The sequence below is a fragment of the Corallococcus praedator genome (assembly GCF_003612125.1).
GTDB classification, from domain to species: Bacteria; Myxococcota; Myxococcia; order Myxococcales; family Myxococcaceae; genus Corallococcus; species Corallococcus praedator.
The window spans coordinates 20,859-29,377 of the sequence record NZ_RAWI01000078.1; the positions used below are offsets into that span (position 1 = coordinate 20,859).

The 8,519-nt window shown below is 71.3% G+C and carries 5 protein-coding genes; 4 read left to right on the top strand and 1 reads right to left on the bottom strand.

What is annotated here, in order from left to right:
• The first annotated feature begins 42 nt into the window (after nt 1-42).
• Both D7Y13_RS13095 and D7Y13_RS13100 read left to right on the top strand, forming a co-directional pair.
• Entirely contained in the window at nt 43-519 is a 477-nt protein-coding gene (locus D7Y13_RS13095) for a hypothetical protein (RefSeq protein ID WP_120533908.1), read from the top strand.
• A 9-nt stretch (nt 520-528) separates the two neighbouring features.
• Nucleotides 529-1,056, top strand: coding sequence for a hypothetical protein (locus D7Y13_RS13100; protein WP_120582013.1), 528 nt, complete (start codon nt 529-531; stop codon nt 1,054-1,056).
• Here D7Y13_RS13100 and D7Y13_RS13105 read toward each other — a convergent pair.
• Nucleotides 1,008-1,166, bottom strand: a complete 159-nt coding sequence (locus D7Y13_RS13105) for a hypothetical protein (RefSeq protein ID WP_199732650.1) — start codon at nt 1,164-1,166, stop codon at nt 1,008-1,010. The genes D7Y13_RS13100 and D7Y13_RS13105 overlap by 49 nt on opposite strands.
• Before the next feature lie 169 nt (nt 1,167-1,335).
• Here D7Y13_RS13105 and D7Y13_RS13110 point away from each other — a divergent pair, with 169 nt between their 5' ends.
• Both D7Y13_RS13110 and D7Y13_RS13115 read left to right on the top strand, forming a co-directional pair.
• Nucleotides 1,336-2,847, top strand: coding sequence for an SDR family oxidoreductase (locus D7Y13_RS13110; RefSeq protein ID WP_120582014.1), 1,512 nt, complete (start codon nt 1,336-1,338; stop codon nt 2,845-2,847).
• A 27-nt stretch (nt 2,848-2,874) separates the two neighbouring features.
• Nucleotides 2,875-8,519: type I polyketide synthase (locus tag D7Y13_RS13115; protein ID WP_120630688.1), on the top strand; the 5,645-nt coding region annotated here is incomplete at its 3' end.

Sequence of the window (8,519 nt, forward strand, 5' to 3'; positions counted from 1 at the left end):
TTGGTGGCCTGCGCCGGCTCGGTGGCCACATCGAAGGCGACCATGGCCCCCGTCAGTTCGGAGCGGCTCGCCCTTGGCCCCGTGCGCCTGTCGGCGCAGACGCCCAGGGTCACGAAGCCCTTCCTCATCCGGGTCACCGCGGAGCAGGCGTCCAAGCCTCTCAGCGGGGATTTCCATGTCGTCGTCACCGCGCATTGGAACCCCGTGAATCCGGCGCAGACGACGGGCACGTGGTTGCGGCCCTCGCTGACCCGGGATGGCGCCACCCTGAACCCGGGCCCATCCCTTCCCCTGACCGAGCCCGGCACGCCGGTGGGCCACAGTCTGCACGAGTACTTTCCCCCCGAATGCGAGCTCAAGGACGGCCAGGCGTGTGAGTGGCGCGTGAACCTCGACCTTGAAATCGCGGCGGACGCTCCGCCGGGCACGGTCGACGTGAAGGTGGATGCGGTGGCCCAGGCGTCCGCGAGGCAAGAAGAGGCGCCTCGTGGCTTCACCGTGACGCTCGAAGCGCTGTAGCGCGGGCCCATGCGCCGCCTGAAGCCCTTCCCCGGCAGTGGCCTCCTGCATCCCCTGGTGCTGGGGGCCATGGTCCTGCTCCTCCTCAACGACCACGTGTTCAAGGCGCGCTGGCCGTCGTGGTGGACGGGGAAGCTCTCCGACGTCGCCGGGCTCGCCATGTTCCCGCTGCTGCTCCAGGCGCTCTGGGAGCAGCTGTTCCGGAACCGCGCGCGGGACTTCCGTCCTTCGCGCGCGGTGGTGACGGGCGCGGTGCTGCTGACGGGGTTGTGCTTCTCCGCGACGAAGCTTTCGGTCGGCGCGGGGAATACGTGGCGCTGGGCCCTGGGCGGGCTGCAATGGCCCTTCCGCATGCTCGGGGCTGTGCTCGCGGGTGCGCCCCTTCCCCGCATCCAACCCACGCTGCACACGGTGGACGTCACGGACCTGTTCACGCTGCCCGCCCTGTTGCTCGCCCTGTGGCTGGGCTGGCGGCGCGCGGACGCCGGTCAGGCGCGCGGGAATGAGCCAGTCCGCACCTCGCCCTCGCGGACGTAGCGGGTGATCAGCACGCCGGTGGCCGAGGTCTTCGACTCTTCGAGCCGGAACGCCGACGCCTGCACGACGCCGTCGAGGCTGATGGACGCGGCAACGCTGAGCTTTCTCATTTCGGAGTTCCTGTGTGGAGCGACGTGCCCGCCTGTCCCCCCGACGAACGGCGGCCCGGAGGATCGACAACGGCTCCGCAAAAAACCACATGGCGGGTCGTTTTGAAGGACGTGTCAGACCCCCGCTGCACATTGCGCCCCGCCAAGCCTTGAACAGCCAGGGGTCAGCATGTCCGCACATCCATCGCAGCAGGGCGCAGCAGCGCCTTTGAACATCCTGGAGCGGGTGCGCCAGTGCGCAGCGTCCGTCACCCGCTATCCGCTCGACATCCTCACGGGGGATGCGCAGTTGGAGGACGAACTGGGGATCGACTCCGTGAAGCTCGCGGAGATCGCCGCGGTCGTCGGACGTGAATTCAACCTGCCCCCCGACCGCCTGCCGCGTGGAGGGAAGGCGCCGACGCTCGGAGCGATCGCCGGATTGGTGACGCAGGTGCTGGGGGAAGCCTCCGCGCCCTTCGCCTCCCTCGCACCCGGCATGGAGCCTGTGCGTGGCGGCCTGACGGACGGGCTCCGTGCGAGCACCGGGCCCGACCTCGAGCCCCGCGTGCGCACCGGCCCCATCGCGACGCCCACGCCTGCGGGGCCGGAGCTCGAGTCCCGCGTGCGCGCCGTGTTCGCGAGGGTGACCCGCTACCCCGAGGACCTGCTGACGTTGCACGCGGACCTGGAGGACGAGCTGGGCATCGACTCCGTGAAGCAGGCGGAGGTGATGGCCGTGCTCATGAAGGAACTGGGACTGGCCGAAGGACCGAAGCCCGCGCAGCGCCTCCGGACGATGGCCGCCATCTGCGAGGCCGCCCGCGCCCTGCTGCCTTCCGCCGCGCCCGTCCCCAGCGCTCCGGCGCGCGCTCCCGTGCACGTCGCGGCCGCTCCGCTCCCGTCGCGCACGGACCTGCCCTTCGCGGGGAAGGTCGCGCTCGTCACCGGTTCAGGCAAGGGCATCGGCAAGGTCATCGCCACCCGGCTGGCCCGGGCGGGGGCGACCGTGGTCGTGAACTCGTTCCATTCCCGGGAGGACGGAGAGAAGACGGCGCGCGACATCGTCGAGGCCGGCGGCAAGGCGCTGCACCTGTGGGGCTCCGTCGCGAACGAGGAGCATCTGGAGCGGATGTTCTCCACGCTGGTGGAGCAGCTGGGGGGACTCGACTTCCTCGTGTGCAACGCGTCCAACGGCCTCATCGGTCCGTTCGACCGCATCTCCCCGCGCGACTGGGACAAGGCGTTCCGCACCTGCATCACCGGCACCTACGAGTGCGCGATGCGCGCGCGTCCGCTGATGGCCGCGCGCGGGGGCGGCGGCATCGTCACCATGTCCACCTCCATGTCCCAGCGGTACATGCACGACCTGGGATGCCAGGGCGTGGTGAAGGCGGGCGTGGAGTCGCTCACGCGCTATCTGGCCGCGGAGCTGGCGCCGGATGGCATCCGCACCAACTGCGTGTCCGCGGGGCCCGTGCACGGGGACCTGCTGGGGATGTTCCCCGACGCGCCGGAGCGCGTCGCGCGCTGGGAGGCGGCCACCCCCGGGGGACGGCTGTGCACGGCGGACGACGTCGCGGACGTGACCGAGCTGCTGCTGGGGCCGAAGACCCAGCGTGTGAATGGCGCCATCTGGGTGGTGGACGCCGGCCTCTCTGGAACCGTGGACGGGCTGCTGCCGGCCGCCCGTCCGTCCTGAACGAACCTGACACCGGGAGCGCCTGCCATGGACTTCTTCGCCGTCCCGTACGACATCCACTTCGACGACACGATGGCCTACGGGAGCCATCACTTCCTCACCAACTTCAAGTTCCAGTGCGCGGGCCGGGAGCACCTGCTCTTCAGCCCGCACGCCTTCGAGGTGCCGGAGTTCCGGCGCGACTTCGACCGGGTGCTGCTGCTCACCTACGAAGGCTATTCGCGCAACCTCGCCCCGGCGGCCCTCGGCGACCGGCTGGTGGTGCTGACGTCGCTGGAGGAGCGGGGCGAGGTGTCCCTGCGCTTCTGCTTCCGGACGCTGAAGAGCGATGGCACCCCCGTGGCCTGCGGCTACCAGACCGTGCTCTGCGCGGACAAGGCGACGGGCACCCTGTGCTCCTTCCCGGAGTCCTTCCAGCGCAGCTTCGAATCCCTGGCCAGCATCCACGAACCCCAGGGCGCGAAGAGCTTCCGGGACCGCGCACTGCAAGGCGGGGGCGCGGTCAACTCGCTGTTTCCGGAAGCCGTCCGGCAACTGGCCAGGACGCTGCTGGCGGACACCGGGCCGCGCGGCATCTCCCGGCGCGTCACCCTTCCGGCCCCTGCGCCGGAGCCGGCGCAAGCGCCCCGGCTGCCCGCCGGGGCCACGGCGTTCCTGTTCGCGGGACAGGGCACGTTCGAGCCGTCCCTCTTCCTGCGCTTGAAGACGCTCCAGCCGGAGCTGCGCGAGGAGCTTGCGACCGTCTCGGAGGCGTGCCGTTCGCTGGGCATGGACGTCACGCCGCTGCTCGCGGCGGAGGACGTCGTTGCTGTGACACAGGCGCTCGAACGGGCACCGTTGTTGGATCAGCTCAGCATCTTCCTGTCCGGGGTGCTGGGCGCGCGGTGGATGCAGCGTCAGGGCGTGCGGCCGGACGTGTTCGTGGGCCACAGCTTCGGGGAGATCGCCGCGATGACCGCGGCCGGGGCACTGGACCTGCGCACGGGGGCGGAGGTGGTGTGCCTGCGCATCCGAGCGCTCCAGCGGGTCTCGGAGGAGCTGGGCACGCTCGCGGCGATCGCGCTCTCCGAACCGGAGACCGTGCAGGCCCTGAAGGACTGTGGGGTCCGGAGCCTGGAGATCGCCGGCCGCAACCACGCGCGGCAGACCGTGGTCGCGGGACCGCGCGCGGAATTGGAGCAGCTCCGCGCGTTCCTGGAGCGACAGGGCAAGGGGCTCACCTTCATCTCCAGCCGCTACCCCTTCCATCACCGGGGCCTTGCGCCCGCCGTCACCGCGTTTCGCGAGAGCCTCGCGGGACTGACGGTGCACCCGCCGCGAGGCCCCATCTATTCGCCCATCGAGCGGCGCGTGTATGCCGGCGAGCAGGCCGAGCTGGCCGGGGCACTCGCGTCCCATCTGGTGCGTCCGTTCGACTTCCTCGGCACGGTGGAGACGCTGGTCCAGGCGGGCTGTACCCGCTTCGTGGACTGCGGGACGGCAGGACGGCTGTCGCGCATCGTCCAGCGCATCCTCCCCTCGGATTCGCCTGTCGCCCTGGCCTCATTGGACGGCCTGCTTCCCGCCATCCCGCCTGCCTCCAAGCTTGAAGCCCCCTCGGCCCCGCGTGACAGCGGCGGTGGCGGGACGCCGGAGGTCGCGGTGGTGTCCCTGGGCTGCATGCTTCCCGGTGGGGCGAAGGATCCAGAGACCTACTGGAGGAACATCCAGCAGGGCATCAGCGGCATCGTCGACACGGGCCTGCGCCATCCGGAACAGGTGGCGGACTTCGTGGGCCCGGCGGTCACCCCGGATCGCACGTACACGCTGCTCACGGGGCGGGTCCATGACACCGACCTCGTCCCGCCCGTCGGCATGGATCCAATCCGCTTCCAGCGCTACGGCCGGGAGCAGAAGCTGCTGGCCATCGCGCTCGCGCAGGCGGTGGAGGCCTTGCGGTCCACCGGGCCGCGCGCACCGGGGCGCATCCAGTGCCTGCTCGGATCCACCGGGGACGGTTCCCCGGAATACGACGACGCCCTGTGTCTGGAAGCGGGGGAGGCCCTGCTTCGCGAGGGCGGAGTGAAGGCACCGGAGCTCGCCGCGCTGACCGCCGTGGCGAGGACGGCCCTCGGCATCCAGGCCCGGGCCTCCGACCTGGCGCCCCACCCCACCCTCCAGGCGGTGGTGACGGAGGTGGTGGGTCCGGGCGTGTCCACGATGCTGCTCGACGCGGCCTGTGCCTCCTCGCTCTACGCCATCGCGTTGGGGATGAAGGCGCTGGAGCGTGGCGAAGCCGACCTGGTGCTCGCGGGTGGCGTCTTCTCGCCGGGCCCGGGCAACAGCTGTCTGTTCTCGCAGTTCAAGGGCCTGTCCGCCACCGGCAGCCGGCCGTTCGATGAGCGCGCGGACGGCGTCATCTTCGGTGAAGGCGCGGGCGTGGTCGGCCTGATGCGTCTGGAGGACGCGGTCGCGGCCGGCATGAAGGTCCATGCCGTCATCCGTGGCGCGGGGCTCTCCAGCGATGGGCGCAGCAGCTCCGCGAACGTGCCGCGCGCGGACGGTCAGGTGGCCGCGATGGAGGCCTGCTACGCGGCGGCGCGGGTCGAACCTGGGTCCATCCAGTACATCGAGGCGCACGGAACGGCCACGCCGGCCGGGGACACCACCGAGCTGCAATCGATTGGCCGTGTCTTCGGCGGCAAGCGCAAGGGCTTCCAGCTCGCGAGCGTCAAGGCGTTGATTGGCCATGTCGGCTGGGCCGCGGGTGTGGCGTCGGTCATCAAGCTGTGCAAGGCGCTGGAGCACCGCAGCTTCCCGCCGCAGTCGCACTTCGACCGTCCGGGCGCCGGGCTGCGCGCGCTCGGGCCGGACTTCGAGGTGAGCACGCGCGAACAGCCCTGGCCGGAGAATGGCGAGCATCCGCGCCGCGCGGCCACGAATGGCTTTGGCTTCGGGGGCACCAACGCGCATCTGGTGCTGGAGGAGTACGCGGGGAAGGGCCCGCGCGCACCGCGCCCCGACGTCGCGACCACGGCGGGTGAGGAGCTGGTGGTGGTGGCCGCGGAGGGACTGTTCCCGGATGCCCATGGGGCCGCGGTGGACGGGGTGCCGGACGCGCCGGGTGCGCGCTTCGACATGGGAGCCCTCCGGCTGCCCGCGTCCGTGCGGCTGTTGCCGGACATCACCGAGGACATGGACTTCACGCAGCACCTGGGGCTCATCGTCGCGAATTCGCTCGCGGCGAAGCTCCAGGGCTTCGACACGCTGCGCACAGGGACCGCCATCGTCCTGGGGCTGGAGGGCAAGACGCGACGGGGCGTGGAAGCGACCCAACGCGTGCTGGCCGCGTCCACGCGGCGCAGGCTGCGCGAACATGCCCGGAACGTCCCGGAGTCCGCACGGGTGCTGCCCCTGGCGGAGCGCCTCCATGAAGCGGTGATGGGCACGCTGCGCCCCTCCGGGCCGTACACCCTCCAGGGGATGATGCCCAACGTCACCCCGGGGCGGATGGCGGGAGTGCTCGACACCAAGGGACCGAACTTCGTGGTGGATGCGGGAGCCCACTCGCTGGCCGCGTCGCTGCGGGCCTCGCGGGCCCTGCTGGCCAGTGGGTTCGACCTGGTGCTCGTGGGCAGCCCCCACGTGCGGCGTCCGGGAGAAGGACCGGCGCGGACCACGCCGGAAGAAGGCATGGCGATGCTGGCGGTCACCACGGTCGCGAAGGCGGAACAGCGTGGCTTGAAGCCCCTGTGTCACCTGCGGATGTCCACCGACGGGGGGCCCACCTCCGCGCCGCACCTGCCGCTGCCGCCCCATTCGGCCGGCGAGGCACTGGAAGTCCTCCGGGCGGTGCGCACCGCCGCCGGGGGACATGCCACCACGCTGCGCTTCCATCCGGATGCAGCGACGGGAGTCCGGCTGGAGCTTCAGCTCCACCCCGTGGGAGCAAGCATGGCCTCCGCACCCGAGACCACCCGGAGCAGCGCCACCGCACCGACCGGGACATCCACACCGAAGAGCCCCACCCTCGTCAGCCCAGGAGCCCGGGAGGTGAAGCCAGACACGCAGGAGGCATCCGAGGGATTCGACCACTCGGCGCCCATCCACTACCACGCGCCGGTGCTGGTCGAGCGTTCGGCCAGGACGGGAGACCCCTCACGGCTGCGAGGCCGGCGCGTGCTGTTCATCGCGCAGGACGAGCCCCTGGCCCGTGAACTCGCATCCCACGCGGAGGCGGTGTGCGGTCCCGACTTCCGCATCCTGCACGCGGGAGCCTCCGACGTCGGTGCACGAATCCACGGCATCGACCTCTCACGGGAGGAGACCGCGGAGGCCGGCCTCGCTGCGATTGGCTTCGAGCCCCAGGTCATCCTCGCCGTCAGCCGGATGGAACCCATCGCGGTCGAAGCCTCGGTGGTCGCGGACACGGCCCTGCGCCACGAGGCCCTGGAGCTGCTCTTCCTGTCCGCGCGGCGCGCCTACGCCGGGCTGAGCGCCGGAACGGTGGAGCTCGCCAGCCTGTGCATCGGGGGCATCGGTCCGAACCGGGCCCTGCACCCCGTGACGGGCCTGTTCGCCGGCCTGCTCAAGTCACTGGGGCGCGAGGTCCCGGCACGGAACATCCGGGCCCTCTCCACGACCCCGCTCCCGCTCCCGAGGGCACTCGAACGCGTCGCCTCCGAACTGGGCTCGGAAGATGACAGCGCCCCGGTGGAGGTCTGCTTCGTGGGAGCGCTGCGCTGCGTGCGGCTGCTCCAACCCACCGAAGTGCCCGCCCGCCCCGCGACCGGACTCGACTCCGGCTCGGTGGTGCTGCTCACGGGAGGAGGGCGCGGCGTGACCGCGGTCCTCGCCGGGGCGCTCCTCAAGCGCTACGGGTGCAAGGTCGTGCTCCTCGGACGAAGCGACCCGTCCGACGCCCCCGAGCGCGTGCTCCAGGCCCGCGACGAGGAGCTGGGCACCGTGGAGCGGGAGTTCTACGCCGCCGAACTGGCCCGAGACCGCACCCAGCGCATGCCCGCGTTGCGCGCGCGCTTCGAGCGCCACCTGGCCGTGCGCGAGCTGCGGACCACGCTCGACGGACTCCGGCGGCTTCCCGGCCAGATGCACTACCGGGCCACGGATGTCACTCGACCCGAGGAGGTGGACCGGGTGGTGGAGGAGCTCGTCCGTGAACACGGAAGGCTGGACCTCGTGGTCCATGGCGCCGGCACGCAGGTCTCCAAGAAGCTGAACCGCCGGAAGCTCTCGGAGTTCCGCGGCACGCTGGACACCAAGCTGCTGGGCCTGCGCAACCTCCGCGAGGCCTGCGCGAGCCGCTTCGCGCACCCGGTGCCCTTCCACGTCCTGACGTCCGCGTTCAGCTTCATCGGCAATGATGGGCAGGCGGACTACGGCGCGGCCAACGAGGCCCTGGACCGGCTCTGTGCCTGGGTCAGCGACGCGCGCCAGGACGTCCAGTGGTGCAGCGTGGGCTGGCTCGCGTGGGACGGCATCGGCATGACGCGGGGCTCGGAGTACCGGGTGCTCGGGGCCAGCCGCAAGCTGCGCGGCATCCGCGCCGACGAGGGCGAAGCGCTCTTCCTCCAGTTGGTCGACGGCCAACCGTGCCAGCCCATCAACGTCCAGCTCACCGAGAGCGAGCGCGCCTTCTACGCCCTGGAGGTGCTGGCATCCCCCACCCCGCCCCC

Coding starts and splice junctions, on each gene's coding strand:
- D7Y13_RS13095 (WP_120533908.1), top strand. CDS start 43: ATGGCCCCCGTCAGTTCGGAGCGGCTCGCCCTTGGCCCCGTGCGCCTG.
- D7Y13_RS13100 (WP_120582013.1), top strand. CDS start 529: ATGCGCCGCCTGAAGCCCTTCCCCGGCAGTGGCCTCCTGCATCCCCTG.
- D7Y13_RS13105 (WP_199732650.1), bottom strand. CDS start 1,166: ATGAGAAAGCTCAGCGTTGCCGCGTCCATCAGCCTCGACGGCGTCGTG.
- D7Y13_RS13110 (WP_120582014.1), top strand. CDS start 1,336: ATGTCCGCACATCCATCGCAGCAGGGCGCAGCAGCGCCTTTGAACATC.